General features: G+C 69.2%; 10 protein-coding genes. 4 read left to right on the forward strand and 6 right to left on the reverse strand.

The features are described from left to right. The 4 genes from ACO0LV_RS07580 (at position 1) to ACO0LV_RS07595 (ending at position 5,181) form a co-directional block, all read left to right on the forward strand. Entirely contained in the window at positions 1 to 546 is a 546-nt protein-coding gene (locus tag ACO0LV_RS07580) for a protein jag (protein ID WP_424787270.1), read from the forward strand. Between the two features lie 46 nt (positions 547 to 592). After that, positions 593 to 1,228: a 16S rRNA (guanine(527)-N(7))-methyltransferase RsmG gene (gene rsmG, locus ACO0LV_RS07585; RefSeq protein WP_424787271.1), complete on the forward strand. Its 636-nt coding sequence runs from the start codon at positions 593 to 595 to the stop codon at positions 1,226 to 1,228. A gap of 1,611 nt (positions 1,229 to 2,839) precedes the next feature. Beyond that, complete coding sequence (locus tag ACO0LV_RS07590; RefSeq protein ID WP_424787272.1) at positions 2,840 to 3,940, forward strand: ParA family protein; 1,101 nt, start codon at positions 2,840 to 2,842, stop codon at positions 3,938 to 3,940. Then, positions 3,937 to 5,181 (forward strand): ParB/RepB/Spo0J family partition protein, encoded by a 1,245-nt coding sequence (locus ACO0LV_RS07595; protein ID WP_424787273.1) that lies wholly within the window; start codon positions 3,937 to 3,939, stop codon positions 5,179 to 5,181. The genes ACO0LV_RS07590 and ACO0LV_RS07595 overlap by 4 nt, the downstream gene beginning before the upstream one ends. Positions 5,182 to 5,251: 70 nt before the next feature. On the opposite strand, the gene ACO0LV_RS07600 is transcribed toward ACO0LV_RS07595, so the two are convergent. The 6 genes from ACO0LV_RS07600 to ACO0LV_RS07625 all read right to left on the reverse strand — a co-directional run bounded on the left by ACO0LV_RS07600 (position 5,252) and on the right by ACO0LV_RS07625 (position 15,900). Further along, on the reverse strand, positions 5,252 to 6,220 hold the full coding sequence (locus tag ACO0LV_RS07600) for a D-alanine--D-alanine ligase family protein (protein ID WP_424787274.1): 969 nt from the start codon (positions 6,218 to 6,220) through the stop codon (positions 5,252 to 5,254). Between the two features lie 26 nt (positions 6,221 to 6,246). Beyond that, positions 6,247 to 7,605 carry a PLP-dependent aminotransferase family protein gene (locus ACO0LV_RS07605; protein WP_424787275.1) on the reverse strand — a complete coding sequence of 453 codons (1,359 nt, stop codon included), beginning with the start codon at positions 7,603 to 7,605 and terminating at the stop codon, positions 6,247 to 6,249. A 23-nt stretch (positions 7,606 to 7,628) separates the two neighbouring features. Next, the gene (trxA, locus tag ACO0LV_RS07610; protein ID WP_424787276.1) at positions 7,629 to 7,955 is read right to left on the reverse strand and encodes a thioredoxin; all 327 of its coding nucleotides are present in this window, start codon (positions 7,953 to 7,955) and stop codon (positions 7,629 to 7,631) included. A gap of 162 nt (positions 7,956 to 8,117) precedes the next feature. After that, the gene (gene trxB / locus ACO0LV_RS07615) at positions 8,118 to 9,119 is read right to left on the reverse strand and encodes a thioredoxin-disulfide reductase (RefSeq protein WP_424787277.1); all 1,002 of its coding nucleotides are present in this window, start codon (positions 9,117 to 9,119) and stop codon (positions 8,118 to 8,120) included. 68 nt (positions 9,120 to 9,187) lie between these two features. Further along, positions 9,188 to 13,438 (reverse strand): murein biosynthesis integral membrane protein MurJ, encoded by a 4,251-nt coding sequence (gene murJ, locus ACO0LV_RS07620; protein ID WP_424787278.1) that lies wholly within the window; start codon positions 13,436 to 13,438, stop codon positions 9,188 to 9,190. Next, positions 13,435 to 15,900, reverse strand: a complete 2,466-nt coding sequence (locus ACO0LV_RS07625) for a DUF6049 family protein (RefSeq protein WP_424787279.1) — start codon at positions 15,898 to 15,900, stop codon at positions 13,435 to 13,437. Before ACO0LV_RS07625 ends, murJ begins: the two co-directional genes overlap by 4 nt. Positions 15,901 to 15,919: the final 19 nt, after the last annotated feature.

A 15,919-nucleotide genomic window follows, 5' to 3' on the forward strand; every position in this document is an offset into this window, starting at 1 on the left:
ATGACTGAACAGACCGCTGCGCGCCTTGAACCGGCTGACGCCGTCGGCGCCGACACCGCCGATCGCACCACCTCCCGCCTGGAGGAGGAGGGTGAGATCGCCGCGGACTACCTGGAGGAGTTCCTCGACATCGTCGACCTCGACGGTGACATCGAGTTGGATATCGACCACGGCCGAGCCGCCGTCGAGATCGTGGCGGAGTCCGACTCCCAGGCGCGGCTGTCCCGACTGGTGGGCTCCGATGGTGAGGTGCTGGACGCTCTGCAGGAACTGACGCGCCTGGCGGTGCAGACCAGCACCGGTGAGCGCAGCCGGCTGATGCTCGACATCGCCGGGCACCGGGCAGGTCGGCGCCGGGAGTTGACGGAGTTGGCCGAACAGGCGATCGCGCAGGTCAGGAGCACCGGTGAGGAGGTCTCGTTGCCGTCGATGAATCCGTTCGAGCGCAAGGTGGTCCACGACGCGGTCGCGGCGGCCGAGTTGGTGAGCGACTCCGAAGGTGTGGAACCCCACCGGCGAGTGGTGATCAGGGCCGAGTCCTCGTGAAGCCGCTGCGTCGTCCGGTCCGGCGACCGCTGGACGGGAGGTGGTGATGTCCTGGGAGGTCACCAACCCGGAGCGCAGCCGCGAGATTCTGGGACTGGGCTACGCCGGTGCGGTCCGGTTCGGTGAGCTGCTCGCCGAGCACGGGGAGGAACGCGGCCTGATCGGACCCCGGGAACTCGAGCGACTGTGGCCTCGTCACGTTCTGAACAGCGCCGCCGTAGCCCCGTTCCTACCGCAGTCGGGCAGCGTGGCCGATGTTGGTTCCGGCGCGGGCCTGCCGGGGATGGTTCTCGCGTTGATCCGCCCGGATCTGGAGTTCCATCTGATCGAGCCGATGGAGCGGCGGGTCGCGTGGCTGACGGGAGTGGTCGACGAGTTGGACCTGGACAACGTGACGCTGCACCAGGTGCGCGCTGAAGAACTGCACGGCCGGGTCTCGTTCGAGGCTGTCACCGCCCGGGCGGTGGCGGTAATGAAGAAGTTGGTGCCGATCACGATGCCGCTGGTGGCCCCCGGTGGGTCCCTGATCGCCCAGAAGGGCGGGCGGGCCGCGGCCGAGGTCGCCGATGCGCGCAAGGTCTTGCGGTCACACGGCGGCGGGCAGACGCAGGTGCACGAGGTGGACTTGCTCGGCGATGGTGAGGTCACCCGAATCGTGCAGGTGCGTGCGGAGAAGGCCTGAGGCTCACGGGCCCGATGTGGTCTGTGCGTGGAGCATCGCCACGAAGCGTCGGTTCATCAGCGTAGTACGTACGTACGAATCGCTTCCGGATGGCGGAGGTTCTGTGGGGAACCTGGTGTGGACTCGGCACCGCAGAGGAGCTTGCTCGTGATCTGGTACGCGCCGCACGCGCCGCAAACGGCTGAACTGGTTGGAACAGCCGCAATGCGGAGCCGACGTTCCTCCTGCTAGGTATGCCCGAAGTGCCTGCTGCGGCCGCGGTCGCGGCTCAAGAATCGGCTTGACCCGAGGAAAGTTCAGCCGTCCTTTGGCCGGACTGGCAGGAATCGACGGTGATGCCTGATCTGCACACGTGGATCGGGGCCCGGCATAGGAACTCGGAGCGAGAGGATCCGGTGTTACCGAAGTAGGCGGGAACGCCGTCAGCGATCACAGGAGGGCCACGTCGTCCGGGGGCAGAAGGATGCCCGGAACTCGATCAGGCTGTGCGCATGAACTGTCCCGGAGGGATCGTTGGACGAAGCACCTCCGCCGACCGCGCGAGTTCGGCCTCGTGGACATGGGCTGCTTCAGGATTGATCGCGCCGCGGCCAGTAGGTGTGCACTCAGCGGCTTTCGTAGGTAGCTTCCGGGTTCTTTGCCGCGCGCTGCTGACGGCGTGGTGCGTTCGAGTATCGGTGGCGTCCATGCACCGGGCGACGCAGGAGGTCCGTGGACCGGTGTGTCGGAACGTGCGCGGTGGGCGAGCGACGAAGGGCCGCTCGCCGTCGATCCGGGGAGCCTCCATCCTGCGATGGAGCGTGGACACGTCGCGACGTTTGGCGTGTCGTTGGTGCCCGACTGGGCGCGCTTCGCTGCCGGGTGCCGGAGCCATGGGGACGCGGGTGTCACGGATGTTTCACGTGGAACCGGTTAGACCTGGGTGGGGCGTGATGTGCAACCGGAACCAGGTGCGCCGGACCTGACTCTGCTCGGTCAGTGGATGTGGAGCACCTCGCGGTGACGTCGACATTTCACGTGGAACAGCAGCGCCGGATCGCGCCGCGCCGGGCTTCACGTGGAAAGGGCGCATCTGGAGGCCGCAGGGTGGCGCGGTGCTTCACACGGATCTGAGCGGGTCCGGCTGTGGCACGGTGGGGTCACGGAGAACCGCGTGGGTCCGCCTGCGATGCGATGTTTCACGTGGAACCCGGGTGGGTCCGCCTGTGACGCAGGTTTCACGTGAAACCTCCACACGGCGCCGCACACTGCGGTTACGCTGCAGCAGCCGCGAAGCCGGCCTCTGCACCGGGGTTGCCGACCAGCTCGACGTTCCACGTGAAACGTCGGTGTTCCACACATGAATCAAGGTCGGTTCGAGGATGGCGGGCCATTGATCTACGGGACGGACCGAAGGATGGAAGGGATCTCGGAGCGCACCCAGACGAATCCAGGCCCCTGGAGGGTTACGGACGCCGACCCGCGGGGCTGAGCGGCGCTCCGTGAGGCCGTCGCGTTGCCGGAGGCGGTTCCGGCGTGCGCTGTTTCACGTGAAACCAGTGCGCCGATGGCCAGGATCGTCGGTTGCTCCGTCTACCCTGGGAGAACCGCCCCGACCACGTGAGGAAGGCGATGTCGCAGGACCATGGCCACGCTCTTGACCGGCAGACCGAGACGCCGCAGCCCGCAGTTGCGCGGAACGGTGACGATGAGGTGATCGGCCGCGACGAGGCGCATCGCCGAGCGATCTTGGACGCAATCCCCCTGATGGACGAGTCGACACCGCTGGCCGCTGAACTCGCCAACAACGCTCGGCGGCGCGCGGCGTTGGCGGGGCAGACGTTCCCTGTTCCACGTGAAACCAGGATCTTCACCGTCGCCAACCAGAAGGGTGGGGTGGGCAAGACCACGACGACGGTCAACCTCGCCGCAGCGCTGGCCAAGGGGGGCTTGGAGGTCCTCGTGATCGACAACGACCCCCAGGGCAACGCCTCGACCGCCCTCGGCGTCGAGCATCACAGCGGCACCCCCTCGACGTATGACGTCTTGATCAACGATGTGCCGATGATCGACGTGGTCCAGGTCTCCCCTGATATTCCGGGCCTTCTCTGCGTCCCGGCCACGATCGACCTCTCCGGTGCCGAGATCGAACTGGTCTCGCTCGTGGCTCGAGAGAACCGACTACGTAACGCGCTCGACGCCTACCTCGCCGAGCGGCAGCGTCGCGGTGAGCGACGCCTCGACTACGTCCTCGTTGATTGCCCCCCTAGCCTCGGACTGCTCACGGTGAACGCCTTCGTCACCGCACGCGAAGTACTCATTCCGATTCAATGTGAGTACTACGCGTTGGAGGGCCTGAGCCAACTGCTCAACAACATCAACCTGATTCGGGGCCACCTCAACCCCGATCTGCACGTCTCGACCATCCTGCTCACCATGTTCGACGGGCGCACGAATCTGGCTCACCAGGTTGCCGAGGAGGTTCGGGAGCACTTCCCCGAGCAGACGCTGCGTACAGCGATTCCGCGGTCTGTGCGGATCTCGGAGGCGCCGAGTTACGGACAAACCGTCATCACCTACGATCAGAACTCCTCCGGCGCGCTGGCCTATCGAGAGGCCGCCCGTGAGGTCGCGCGACGGGGTGCCGCCGGAGCGGCGATCAGTAGTGCACCATCCCAGACTGCCGCGGCCGGCGAGGTCGCGCCCGTCTCGTCCGAAGGAGTCAAGTCATGAGTGAGCGTCGGCGAGCGCTGGGCCGCGGGCTCGGCGCCCTGATCCCGTCCGCCCCTTCCGCCGGGGGAGCCCAGCGGCCCGTGGATGTGTTCTTCCCGGAACAGCCCGGAACCGACCGGTACGCCGAGGACCACGAGCCGGCATCGACAGCGCTGCCAGATCGCGATGGCCGCAATGATGTACCGCACCAGGGTTCCGACGAGGCATCGCCGGTCGCCGGGAACGGGGGCCTGGGCCGGCCGGTTGCCACTGCTCTCAAAGCACCGAGCGCACAGGATGACGCGTCTGATCGCGCTGTGACCAGCAACGACACAAACGGTACAGATGATGGCGCTACAAATGTACAAGACGAATCAGGGCTGGTCGAGGTTCCCGGTGCGCGGTTCGCCGAAGTCCCCGTGGAGTCCGTCGAGCCCAATGCGCGGCAACCTCGCCAGGTCTTCGACGAGGACGATCTGGACGAGCTCGCTGCCTCGATCCGCGAGGTCGGTGTGCTCCAGCCGGTCGTGGTGCGCCCGAACGGAACAGGCGCAGACGGACAGGCTCGATATGAACTGATCATGGGTGAGCGGCGGTGGCGGGCCAGCCGGTTGGCCGGTGCGGAGACCGTGCCGGCGATCATCCGGGACACAGACTCCGAGGACATGCTTCGGGATGCGTTGCTGGAGAACCTGCACCGCGCCCAACTCAACCCGCTGGAGGAAGCTGCCGCTTACCAGCAACTCCTGGACGACTTCGACTGCACCCACGAGGAGTTGGCGAGCCGTATTGCCCGGTCCCGGCCGCAGATCTCCAACACACTGAGGTTGCTCAAACTCCCACCGCTGGTCCAGCGGCGAGTGGCGGCCGGGGTGCTCTCGGCGGGACACGCTCGTGCGCTCCTCGGCCTCAGCGATGGTGCGGCCATGGAGCGGATGGCCCAGCGAATCGTGGCCGAGGGCTTGAGCGTGCGGGCCACCGAGGAACTCGTCACCCTTGGTGAGGAGCCGATGCGACCGGAGATGCGTCGTCGGCCACGGGCGGGCGCGCACAGCGCCGCCCTGGACGACCTCAGCACCCGTCTGTCCGATCAGTTCGACACCAAGGTCAAGGTCGCACTTGGACAACGTAAAGGGCGAATCAATATTGAGTTCGCCTCCGTACAAGATTTGAACCGGATCCTGGAGATGCTGTCTCCGGCCGATCCGGGTCTGTTCCGGGTGGAGGAGCCGCAACCCGAGGGAACCGGCACCCAGGGCTGACCCGGGCCCCGCCAGGGCCGAGACCGTGCGGATGGCGGCGCAGCGACGCCGGCGCGCGCCCGGAACCGACTCAGGAACGCTGGGAGCGCGCGGCCTCGGTCGCGATCGAGGCATACAGTTCCGCCGGGGGGTGGGCCGAGGCGTCGGCAGCCTGGGGAAGCAGGGAGGTCTCGGTCATTCCCGGAGCCACATTGACCTCCAGGAACCAGGGGGTGCCGGCCGAATCGACGATCATGTCGGTGCGGGAGATGTGGGCCAGGCCCAGTTGCTCGTGCGCCAGCAAGGCGAGATCGCCCGCCGCGCGCGTCGTCTCCGGGCTGAGCCGCGCCGGAACGAAGTACTCCGTACGACCTGCGTTGTACCGGGCGTCGTAGTCGTAGGCACCGTCGGTAGCGATCTCCACCACCGGCAGGACCTGCGGCCCCGTACCGAGATCCACCACCGAGACCGCCACCTCGGTGCCGCTGATCGCACGCTCGATCAGCGCAACATCCCCGTAGGAGAAGCACGCGACCATAGCCTGCGGCAACTGATCGGCCTCGGTGACCAGGCTGACCCCGAGTGCAGACCCGCCCTGGGCCGGCTTGACCACCAACGGAAGGCCGAGCCGGTCCAGCACGGCGCCGAGCACCGTGTGCGCCCCGGCCTCGCGGAACAGGCTCTGGGGCAGGGTCGCGAACTCCGGGGTCGCCGCACCGGCCCGGGCCATCAGGGTCTTGGCCACCGGCTTGTTCCAGGCGATCCGGGATCCGGCCGGATCCGTCCCGACGTAACGCACCCCGACCAGTTCCAGCAGGTCCCGGATCGACCCGTCCTCTCCGGTGGAACCGTGCAGCAATGGCCAGACCACATCCGGTCGGGTGCTGCGCAGGGAGGCCAGCAGGCCCGGATCCACATCCGAGACATTGGCCGTCAGGCCGGCGCTGCGCAGCGCCTCGGCCACCCGCCGCCCGGACCGGATGGAGATGTCACGCTCATGGGACAGCCCGCCGGCCAGGATGAGTACGTCCAGTGGTGTGGTCGTCGTTGACTGGGTCATAGTGCCTCTCTCTGCGGGGGTGCCGCTCAGGCCTGGTCCGGGGCCGGGAAATGCTGGCCGGGGACATCACGGTGCTGCGGAACGCCGGTGCCGAACATGTCGACCAGTTCGGTCTCGGAACTGATCACCCCGGCGAGCCGGCGAACGCCCTCGGTGATGCGTTCCGGCGTCGGGTAGCAGTAGGAAAGGCGCAGGTGTGCCCCGCCCTGCCCGTCGGCGTAGAAGGCGGTACCGGGCACGTAGGCCACCCGTGCGGTCACCGCGCGCGGGAGCATCGCCTGGGCGTCGAGCCCCGTGGGGAGGGTGACCCAGGTGTAGAAGCCCCCTGCGGGAACCGTCCACCGCGCCCCGGGCAGGTACTCGGCCAGGGCGGCCAGGGTGGCGTCGCGCCGTTCCCGGTAGATCTGCTGATAGGCCTTGATCTGGCCGCGCCAGTCGGACGTGGCAAGGTAGTTGGCGATGGACAACTGGCTCATCATCGACGGGCACAGGATCGCCGACTCGCTGGCCAGCACCAGCCGCTCCCGCACCGCGTGCGGCGCGAGTGCCCAGCCCACGCGGTACCCGGGGGCGAAGGTCTTGGAGAACGAACCCAGGTAGATCACACTCTCGGGGTCCAGGGTCTGCAGGGCGGGCTCGGGCTCGGCGTCGAACCCGAGCAGACCGTAGGGATTGTCCTCCAGCACCAGGACGTCGTAGCGGCGAGCGATCTGCAGGATCTGGGGGCGTCGGGCAGCCGACAGACTCACCCCGGCCGGGTTGTGGAAGTTCGGGACGGTGTAGAGCATCTTGACCCGCCGGCCCACCCGCCGCAGTCCGGCCAGGGTCTCCTCCAGAGCCTCGGGAATCAGCCCGTCGTCGTCCATCGGCACGTGTACCACGTCAGCCTGATAGGCCCGGAACACACCGAGGGCACCCACGTAGCTGGGGGCCTCTGCGACCACCACGTCACCGGGATCGATGAACACCCGCGTGACCAGATCGAGCGCGTGCTGGGAGCCGGTGGTGACCACCACGTCGTCCGGATGGGCGCTGATGCCCTCCAGGGCCATCACGTCCAGGATCTGCTCCCGCAGGCCCTCCTCACCCTGCCCCGAACCGTACTGCAGCGCCACCGCGCCCCGTTCGGCGAGCAGTCGCTCGGTGCCGCGCGCGATCTCCTCCAGGGGAAGTGAGGCCAGGTTCGGCATCCCCCCGGCCAGCGAGACCACCTCGGGCCGGTTGGCTACGGCGAACAGGGCACGGATCTCCGAGGCCCGCATACCGTGCGTACGTTGGGCGTAACTGGACAGCCACGGGTCGAGCCGGGTCCCCCCACCTGCGGCACCGGCCGGTTCGGCCGCCGGGGTGACGCCCGGAGGGTCGGCCTGTCCCGACTCGCTCATCTGCTCTCCGATCGGTGCGAACGTCAGTGCAGGAACTCCTGCAACTCCGAGAGGAAGGCCTGTTTGGGGCGTGAGCCCACGATCGACTTCTTCAACTCGCCATTCTCGTACACGTTGATGGTCGGGATCGACACTACGCCGTAGGCGGCGGCAACGGCCTGGTTGGCCTCGACATCCACCTTGGTCACCTTGAGCCGGCCCTCCAGCTCCGTGGCGACCTCCTCGAGAATCGGTGCGAACTGGACGCACGGACCGCACCACGCTGCCCAGAAGTCGACGACCACCGGCCCCTGGGCCTGCAGGACCTCCTCCTTGAAGGTGTCGTCGGTGACGTGGGTGATAGTGCTCATCGATACTCCTGGTGGGGCTTGTGCGGTCGGCACCGGCGCTGGTCGCCGGCGGGGGGGGGTGGTGGACGCTAGGGGCGTCGCCGGGCGTTGCGAACGCCGCTTCCGGCGTGCAGCCGCTGGTCGTTGCGGGCGGCGCCGGGTTGCGCGTGGAGGTGCGTAACCTCAGGTCGCGGCGACGGCGACCGGGTCGGCCTCGGGAGTCTGCGTGGCGGTCCGGTCCGGGGTGCCGGCCGCCTCGAGGTCGGCCAGGTAGCGTTCGGCGTCCAGGGCGGCGGCGCATCCGGTACCGGCTGCGGTGATGGCCTGGCGGTAGTGGTGGTCCACCACGTCGCCGCAGGCGAAGACTCCGGGCAGGTTGGTCCGGGTGGAGGGGTGCTCCACGTCGATATATCCCTCGGAGTTCAGTTCGACCTGTCCGCTGACCAGTTCGGTGCGAGGCAGATGCCCGATCGCCACGAAGATGCCGGTGGCTCCCACCTCACGGGTCTCACCGGTGACGGTGTCGCGCAGGGTTGCGCCGGTGACCTTGTCGGTGCCGTGGATGGCGGCGACCTCGCTGTTCCACGCGAAGGTGATCTTGTCCGAGGCCATTGCCCGGTCGGCCATGATCTTGGAGGCACGCAACTCGTCCCGGCGGTGCACAACGGTCACGGTCTTGCCGAACCGGGTCAGGAACAGCGCCTCCTCCATCGCCGAGTCCCCGCCGCCGATCACGAGGATGTCCTGGTCCCTGAAGAAGAAGCCGTCGCAGGTGGCGCACCAGGACACACCGCGGCCGGACAGTTCCTTCTCCGCCGGAAGGCCCAGCTCCTTGTAGGCCGAGCCGGTCGCCAGGATCACGGCGTGGGCCGAGATGGTCTCATCGTCGGTGGTGACGGTCTTGACGGGACCGGTCAGGTCCACGTCCGTGACGTCCTCCCAGCGGATGTCGGCGCCGAACCGCTCGGCCTGGGCCTGCATCTTCTCCATCAGCTCGGGACCGAGCACGCCGTCGGGGAATCCGGGGTAGTTCTCCACGTCGGTGGTGTTCATCAGCGCGCCACCGGCGGTCAGGGCCCCGGCGAACACGATGGGTGCCAGTCCCGCCCGCGCGGCATAGACCGCCGCCGTGTAGCCTGCGGGGCCGGATCCGATGATGACGACCTGGTGGATGTTCTGTGACATGTTCTTCCTTCACTGGCGATCTGGGTCTGCCTGCTGCAACGCCCGATATGCGCCGGATTGTTCCCGCGTCAGCGCACGCTGACTTCGGCCAACTCGATCCGGTTGCGCCCGTCGGAGTCCGCTACGGGCAGTTCGGGGAACCACAGCACCACAACGTCGGTCTCGGTGGGTTCGGATAGTTCATAGGTGACCTCGGGACCCATCGCGCCCTCGGCCAGCACCGGACCCTCGTCAGGGTTGTCGGTGTCGCCGGCCCGGATCTGCACGATTCCACCCTCACCCTGGACGTCCAGGGTGACCCTGCTGACGACGGCGGTCTCCTCCAACTCGATGACGAATCCGAGCCCGGGCTTCATCCCGTAGTTGGGATCGTTGTAGCGCAACGACCGCCAGATCGTGTCGGGATTGCCGTCCGCGGCCAGGTAGGCCAGGTCCGGGTTGTCATCCAGCGACCGGACGTCCGCCACCGCGGGGTCGGGGCCCTCGGGGGTCTCCTCTTCCTCCGGTTCGGTTTCCTCCTCGGTCTCCTCCTCGACGGGCTCGGTGGTCTCCTCTTCCTCGGCGGGCGTGGCGACCGGCGCCGGGCGGGCGGCATCATCGGGATCGAAGGAGGTCCTGGCCTCACGTAAGGTGCCCAGCGCGAGGGTGCCCGCGACGACGACGGCGGCGATCATGGTCAGGATCACCACCGGGGTGGGGTTGAACCGCTCCGTCTCGTCCTGCGATTCCCAGAGATCGTCGTCGTCGAAGTCCTCGGGTGATTCCATCCCGGCGGGGGCGGTGGGGTGCGCCACGGGGTAGATGGCGGCCTCATCCTGCTCCTGCACTCCACTGCTGCCCTGCCCGCTCAGTCGCGCGGTGGCACCAGCGGCGCCGGCGGAGTCGCCCCAGGATTCTTCGGAACGTGCGGCCCAGGCTTCTTCCCGGTCCGTCTCGGCGTCGGAACCGGAGGCCCAGGTGCCGGTGAGTTCCCGGGCCGAGTCGGCGAACCGACGGGACATCTCCGCGGTCTTGTCGGCGAAGGACCGCAGGGCCTTACCGGTGGCCGCCGATGCCGCGCCGATCGCCGAACCCGCCGATGCCGCGCCGGCGCCGATTCCGGCGGTTGCTGCCGAGAGCGCCCCCTTGGCGCCGGAAGCGCCCGTGCCGGCACCACCGGCCGCGGCGCCGGCAGCGCTCACACCGGTTCCGCCGGCGCTCGCCGCTGCGCCCCTGGTGCCGCCCGCCGCCCCCGGTGTTCCGGCTGCCGGCGAGCCCGGTGGGTACACACCCGGGGGCAGATCAGCGGTGGGAGGAAGATCGGTCAACGGCTCATCGGGCCGTGGCAGCGCCGTTGCGCCGGTCCAGGTGCTCGTCGACGCTTCCGCAAAAGGTTCGAGGGCCGTGGGGTCGGCGGTGTCTCCCGCCGGCGCGCCGCCGGGGTGCGCGGCCTGCAGTTGCGGTTCGAACGCGGCCCGTTCGTGGCGCGCCACGTAGGTGTCGAGCACATGGGCCGGTGGCGCCTCCTCCGGGGCGATCAGGGCCTCGAACTCGGGCAGGTCGCCGACCGGGGGCGGCGGCTGCGGCGCCCATCGGGACGTGTCGAACGTCCTGGGTTCGGCAGGCCCGCCATCGCCCGCGGCCGAGGTGGGGTCGGGCCGATCGGCGCCGGGGCCCGTGCCGTCGTCGTGCTGTCCCGCACCGGCGGCCGCGGCCGCCGATCCGGCCATGCCGGCCACGCCGACGCCCGAGAGGCCGGTCCCACCAGCCTGGTCAGCGGCACCTGCTGCCCCGGTGTCGTGCGGATCGGTCGCAGGGCCGGGTAGATGCACACGGCCCTCACCCGGCTCCGTCCAGGGCGCCAAGTCGCGCACGAGCTCCCCAGGTGTGAAGGGACCGTCCCGGTGCGGTCCGAAGGTCACCGCGCACAAGGTGTCCAGATCGTCCGGGATGCCCTGCAGCAATTCGGCCGGGGGCACGGGTTGGTCGTTGTACCGCTGGGCCAGCGGTACCGTGCCCGCCAGGTCCGCCGCGCCGGGCCAGTGTCCGGTCAGGGCGGTGTAGAGCAACGCCACCAGGTCCACGGTGTCGGTTCGGGCAGCCTCACGCGCGGACTCGGCCGAGACCCCCGCTGCGGCCGCATCGATCGCCAGGCCGGTGACGAGCACCTGCCCCGAGGGTGTCCGATACAGCGACTCTGGCCCGAGCCGCAGGTGTCGCACGCCGCGTCGGCGGGCCACCTCCAGGGCGGCGGCCGCCTCCCCGATCAGGGTGCGCGCCTGGTCCGGGTCCACCCGGCCGGCGCCGACCAGTTCGGCCAGGCTACGTCCCTGGAGTATCTCGGTGACGATGAAGCCGGTGCCCTCATGGGTCCCCACACGCAGGATCCGCAGCAGCCGGTCGTCAGCAACCAGCGCCGCCCGGCGCGCTCCATCCAGGGCTGCCTCACGGTGCGTGCCCGCAACGGTGGAGATGTACACCTGCTTGTCCAGGATCGTGTCGGCGCCCAGCCAGCCCTCGGCGCCCTCCTGCGGTGAGATCAACCGGTACCGCCCGGCCAGGACATCACCAGCCTTCAGGGAGGCAGCCGCGGGCACAGTCATCTGCGTTGCCCTCCCGTTGTCGACTCCGGTGATCCTGCCCCATATCGTACGCATCCCCGAGGACCCCGGGATGCGCGCCATCAGCGGCGCCACCCGGGTGGTCAACGGCGCGGCCAGGGTCCCGATCCGGACCATGAGGTCATCCAGTTCGCTGACCCGCAACCGGCGCAGCGCGATGAAGTACAGCAGCGCCATCAGGGTCCCGAGGACGAGGACCCGTAGCAGCGCCCCGGCGAAGTTGGTCTGCACCCCCCACAGGTGCACCAGCCCCCAGCCCACCCCGGTGGGAATGATCAGCGCCAGGGTCAGCCGTACGTAGGTGCGCAGGATCCGCGCCCCGTCCAGGGTGCGCAGCTTGCGGCGCAACGCCAGGTAGGAGACCAGCGCACCGAACATCAGCGAGACGGAGTTGGCCACGGCCGATCCCACCACCCACCAGTGAACGGGCAGCAGCAGATAGGCGAGGACGCAGCCCACGATCTGGATCAGGGCCATCGGGATCTGGAAGAAGAACAGTGCCTTGGTGTCCTCGTAGGCGAAGTAGACCCGCTGGGTCATGGTCCAGATTGCGATCGCCGGCAACCCGATCACCATGGCCACCAGGACCGCCCCGACGGCCTGGTAGGCCTCGAAGGTTGCCACGTCGAACTGGACCACCTGGATCACCGGGATCGCCAGGACCGCCAGCGCGCCGGCGGCGAACACGGTGAACACTCCGAGCGTGCGCAGCCCCATCGACAGGTCCTCGCGCACCTGTGTGGCGTCCCCAGCGGCGGCGTTGGCGGACAGGCGCGTGAAGATCGCGGTGACCAGGGAAACCGTGATCAACGACTGCGGCAGCATGAAGACCAGGAACGCGGCGTCGTGGGCGGCGTTACCGGCGGCGTAGGTACCGGCTTGCTCCGCGGCGGTGGAGGCTGCGGCGGCCAGGTTGGAGATGGCCAGGAATCCGACCTGTCCGGCCAGCAGCGCCAGGAATGCCCACCAGGCCACCCGTCCGGCGCTGCCGAGGCCGGAACCGCGGATGCCCCAGCGGAACCGGAACTTGAAGCCCGAACGCGTCAGTGGGATCACCAGAATCGCCGCCTGGGCCACCACGCCCAGGGTGGCCGAACCGGCCAACAGGGCGATCCGTCCGGCGGTGAAGGCCGACGCCGGGTCGGGGTCGGCCGGGTCGAAGGAGCCGAAGACCACCAGGTAGATGATCAGCCCGATGATGGCGAACAAGTTGTTCACCGCCGGTGCCCACATGTACGGGCCGAACACCGACCGGGCGTTCAGCACCTGCCCCAGCAGGGTGTACATGCCGTAGAAGAACAGTTGCGGTAGACACCACATCGCGAACGCGACCGCCACCGAGGCCCACGGACCGGAGCGGAACTCCGCGGCGTACAGGGTCACCAGAACGGGTGCGGCCAGGGTGAGGAGCACCGTCACCGCGGCCAGCACGGTGCCGGCCAGGGTGAGCAACCGGTTGACGTAGTCCTGCCCACCATCGTGCTGGCGCATCGCCCGCACGATCTGAGGCACCAGGACTGCGTTCAGCACACCGCCTGCGATGAGCATGTAGATGATGTTCGGGATCTTGTTCGCCACCGCGAAGGAGTCCGCGGCGCCACCGAGGGTGTAGATCGCGGCGATCAGCAGCGCCGAACGCACCAGCCCCAGCACCCGGGAGGTCAGGGTGCCGGCGAACATCACCGCGGCTGATCCGGCCAGCCCGCCTCGTCTGCTCATCGCCACTTCTCTTCGCTACTGGCCCCTCCGGGCACGGATGATGATGTGCTCCCGGCGCCGGAAACCCCGTGGGCACCGAGGTTCTGAGCACCCGAGTCCATCTTCCTGGGAACAGATGCTGCCGGGCCGGCCGGAGATGTCCCGGACGCCGCAGCCGGGTCGAACCGGCGCTTACCGGAGCGGATGGTGCGCACCAACCCGATCAGGAACGCCACGGCGAGCAGCACCGCCACCACGGCGGTGCCGATGTCCTCCCAGTCCGCGCGCACCCGGACCACGAAGGAGGCGCCCTGCCCCACGACCTCGCCCTCGGGTTCGGTGAGCAACTGCACATCCAGTTCCACGTTGCCGTTGGCCACCGCCTGGATCGGCACCCTGACGGTGGTGATCGTCTCCGGGTCCAGCACCGCCGAAATGGGTTCGGAGGCCCGCAGCCGAGGATCCTGGGGCTGCAGCGCCACCGTGACCTGTGCGGGCACCGGTAGGTCGTTGGCCACCGCGACCGGCAGTTCTCCGCTGTGGTTGATCAGCAGCACCGAACTGCCCGGTTCCACCCGGACCGCCCCGGTCAGTTCGGCACCGAGGTCCGCGACCCGTTCCAGCAACTCATCCCGCGCCCCGGCCTCGTTCGCCCATGACGCGCTCAGGGAGGTCAGCAGCCCCGGTTGCACCTGGTCGAGCAACCCCTGCCGATCGGGCAGGGTGGCGGCGAGGTTCGCCATGTCGTCGTGCATCTGTTCCAGGTCCAGCACCTCTTCCGGTGCCAGCCGGTGCGGGTCGGCCAAGGTGGCCGTGGCGGCCGTGCGCGGCTCGCTCCCGCTCCCGGGAGTGCGTCCGAGCAACTCGCGCAGGTTGGCCAGGTCCATCCAGGGCGCGTCGGCCAGTTCCCGGAGGTGACCGTCAAGGTCCGCTTCGGACACGTCCCGGGGGAGGGTGGCGAGGAAACCGGGCCCGTCCTCGCCGGACTCGCGCATCGCCGCAGCGGTGTCGGCCAGGAGCAGCTGGCGGGCGGTGAGGGAGTCCAGTTCGGCGCCGGAGGCGTCGTGGCCGGTCAGCAGGGCCGAGATGCGTTCATCAGGAACGACGGCGCGCACCTCCCCGGCGGTGGTGCTCACCTGCGTGGGACTGCCGGGCAGGCCTGCCGGGCCGTCGGGGGCCAGGGTGTACTCGGGGGTCACCACGACCTGGGCGTCCTCCCCGGCCAGGGCGGCCAGGGTGGTGCCATCGATCCGGCCGCCCGGCCAGTGCACGTCCGTCAGTGGCGCGATCCGGGCCTGGTTCAGCAAGGCTGCACCGCGCTGCTGCCCCAGGCGCCACAGGGTGAGGTCGCCGGCGTGGGCCAGTGCCGGCAGGTCGGTGTCGGCGTAGTCCAGCCCCACCACGTCGCGCCTGGCGGTGTGTTCGATCAAGTGGGTGGCCAACTCGTTCGGGTCGGCGCCGGGACCACCCGCGCCGGCGCCGGGGGTCACGTCGGTGGTGTCCTCGCCGGCGGCGGCGCCGTCGTCGTTCTGGTCGCCATTGGCGGCATCGTCCTGACCTTCGCCGTCGGTGCCGCCCCCGCCCGGGTTGTCGTCGTCCGTGCCCTCGGGAGCCTCCGGCGCATCCTGGTCGGTGGGGTTGGAGGGGGGGGCGTTGTCACCGGACCCGGGGTCGGTGTCGCTCCCGTCGGCCGGCGTGGCCTGGTCCGGATCGGGGACGCCGGCCTCCTCCGCGCCCAGTTCCAAGGGGGTGGCCGGCACCGGGGGTGCCGATTCCAGCAGTGCCGGATCCAGTGCCCAGGACATCTCCGCCCCCGAGGTCGCGCGGAGCACCGGCAACAGCCGTGTCGCTGCCACGTCGCCGACCGGGCGGCCCTCGCTGGCTGCCTGGTGCCACTCTGCGCCGGTGGGCGTCAGCGGGGTGAGCACGCTCAGTTCCGCCGGGGACCGCAACGGTGACTCACTCGGGAACCACAGCAGCAGGCTGCGGGCCGATCCGGTGGTGGGCGCCGCCTCCAGGATGCCGGTCACGTCCACCTCGATCCCGCGCGGGCCCCAGGCCGAGGTTTCTGCGAAGGTCGGTGACGAGGGCATCGTGATCGTGAACGCGGTGGTCGAGTGTGGCTCGAGGTCCTCCTCCAGTTCCGCGGTGAACGGGGTCGCCGTGGCGATCAGGGCGGAGGTGGTGCCATCCTGCCAGGCGTCGACGGCTGCCCGGGTGGTGAGGACATGGCGCTGCATGATCAGCCTCACCGAGGGATCGGTCACCGTCTCGGAGGAGTCGTTGTGCACCGTGGCCCGGACCGTCAGTTCACCCTCTGGTCGCAACACCGCCGGGGACATCGAGGTCAGTTCCACCCGCAGGGGTTCGGTTCCCTCCTGCGGGTTCGCGGCAGCGGGCGGTGCGGTGAGTGCCAGGCCGAGCCACAACACCAGCACCAGCACACACCCGGCCGTGGAACGGGCGCGGGACGGGATGTTCATCCGGCTCCGGCCGGTGCGC

Source organism: Pseudactinotalea sp. Z1739, assembly GCF_049725055.1.
Lineage (GTDB): Bacteria > Actinomycetota > Actinomycetes > Actinomycetales > Beutenbergiaceae > CALKWS01.